This window comes from Nocardia sp. NPDC004568, assembly GCF_040609955.1.
Classification (GTDB): Bacteria; Actinomycetota; Actinomycetes; order Mycobacteriales; family Mycobacteriaceae; genus Nocardia.
On sequence record NZ_JBEXLL010000179.1, the window covers coordinates 1 to 2,073 of the forward strand.

At 66.3% G+C, this 2,073-nt stretch carries 1 protein-coding gene; it reads left to right on the top strand.

Going from position 1 to position 2,073, the window contains the following annotated elements; genetic code table 11:
• Positions 1-223: 223 nt before the first annotated feature.
• The coding region (locus tag ABZV91_RS32395; protein WP_355249523.1) for a protein kinase at positions 224-2,073 on the top strand (1,850 nt) is incomplete at its 3' end.

The window sequence follows — 2,073 nt, forward strand, 5'->3', positions numbered from 1 at the left end:
CACCGGCAACCACACTCGCCGGTCCAGCACCTCCAGGCCTGACAGCGACTCATCCCCCCAGCCACAACTGACGGAAGTTCTCGGACGCTTACTAAGGCTTTCTTTCCCGTATATCCACCAGGACAGCAGGGGCTTTCTCCGTCCGGGGATATAGTGGATCGGGCAAGAGGTGAGCCGATGGTTTCTTTCGCTTCCCACAATGCTCATCGGGGTGCATTCGGCGATGAGCGGTGACGACCTACTCCGCACGCAGCGTGAGACGACGGAATCGTTTCGCGCCGAGTTGGCCGCTGCCGGATATCCGGATGCGGTGGAGATCGGCCGGGGCGGGTTCGGGGTGGTCTATCGCTGCCGGCAACCGGAGCTGGACCGGACCGTGGCGGTGAAGATTCTCACCGCGGGCCTGGATGCGGAAAATCGGGCCCGATTTCTGCGGGAGCAGCGCGCGATGGGCCGCTCGACCGGGCATCCCAATATCGTCACCGTTCTGGAGACCGGCACACTCGCCGGTGGCTGTCCCTATCTGGTGATGCCCTATTACACGATGGGGTCTCTCGATACGTGGCTCCAGCGGCACGGCACGCTTTCACCGGAGAATGCGCTGCGAATGGGATCGAAGATAGCCGGTGCGCTCGAGGCGGCCCACCGCCTGGGGATCGTGCACCGGGATGTGAAGCCGGGAAATATTCTGCTCACCGATTCGGGCGAGCCGGCACTGACCGATTTCGGTATCGCGCATATCGGTGGCGGCTTCGAGACGTCCGCCGGAACAGTGACCGGTTCTCCGGCGTTCACCGCACCCGAAGTACTCGAGGGCAGGCCGTCGACGCCGGAGGCCGATGTCTACGGGCTCGGCGCGACTCTGTTCTGCGCGCTGACCGGGCATGCCGCCTTCGAGCGGCGGAGCGGCGAGAACCGGGTGGCGCAGTTCCGGCGGATCACCGCCCATTCCCTGCCGGAATTGCGGCACAGCGGTATCGCCGACGATGTGTCGGCGCTGGTGGAGTCGGCGATGCGGCGGGATCGACGCGCACGTCCCTCCGCCGCGGAATTCCGCGAAGCCATCCAGGAGGTCCAGGTTCGCCGGGGGATCCCGGCGGGCGAGCCGGCGCTGCTCACCCACCCCGGCCCGGAACGCTCCGAGGGCGCGGTCCCGGGCCGGCGGCGCGTGCCGACGATCGGCGAGAACACCACCGGCAATCTGCCACTGGAGTTGACCGGTCTCGTCGATCGGCGCGCCGAATTGACCGAACTCAAGGATCACCTGTCGAGGTCGCGTTCGGTCACGCTCGTCGGTACCGGCGGTGTGGGCAAGACCCGGGTGGCGCTGAAGGCCGCATCGCAGGTTCAGCGTGATTTCGCCGACGGGGTGTGGCTGGTCGATCTCGCTGCCGTATCCGATGCCGGGCTGCTGGTCGACACGGTGGCGGCCACGGTCGGCGTACGGGACGACTCGACCAGACCGCTGCTCGAGATTCTGGTGCACTACCTCGGCTCCTGCCAGACGCTGCTCGTCCTGGACAACGCGGAACACATTGTCGAGGCGGTCGCCGAGCTGACCGAGACATTGCTGCTTTCCTGTCCCGGAGTACGGATCATAGTGACCAGCCGGGAGCCGCTGAATATCGCCGGTGAAGTGGTCCAGCGGGTGATGCCCCTGAAAGTCCCGGACCCCGATCGGCAACCGTCGCTGAAGGGGCTGCCCCGATTCGACGGTGTGACGCTGTTCGCCGAGCGTGCCGCGGCGGTGGTGCCGGGGTTCGCGCTCACCGAGGACAACATGGCCGCGGTGAGCAGGCTTTGTGCCAGGTTGGATGGGGTGCCGCTGGCGATCGAGCTTGCCGCTGCTCGTATGCGTACGCTGTCGCCGGACCAGATCCTGGACCGGCTGACCGGCCGTTACGAGCTGCTCACCGGTGCCTTCCGCACCGCGCCGTCACGGCAGCAGTCGCTGAAGTTGTGCCTGGACTGGACCTATGACCTGTGTTCGCCGGCCGAGCAGCGGGCGTGGGCGCGGATGTCGGTCTTCGCCGGTAGCTGCGGACTGGATGCTGTGGAACAAGTGTGCAATAT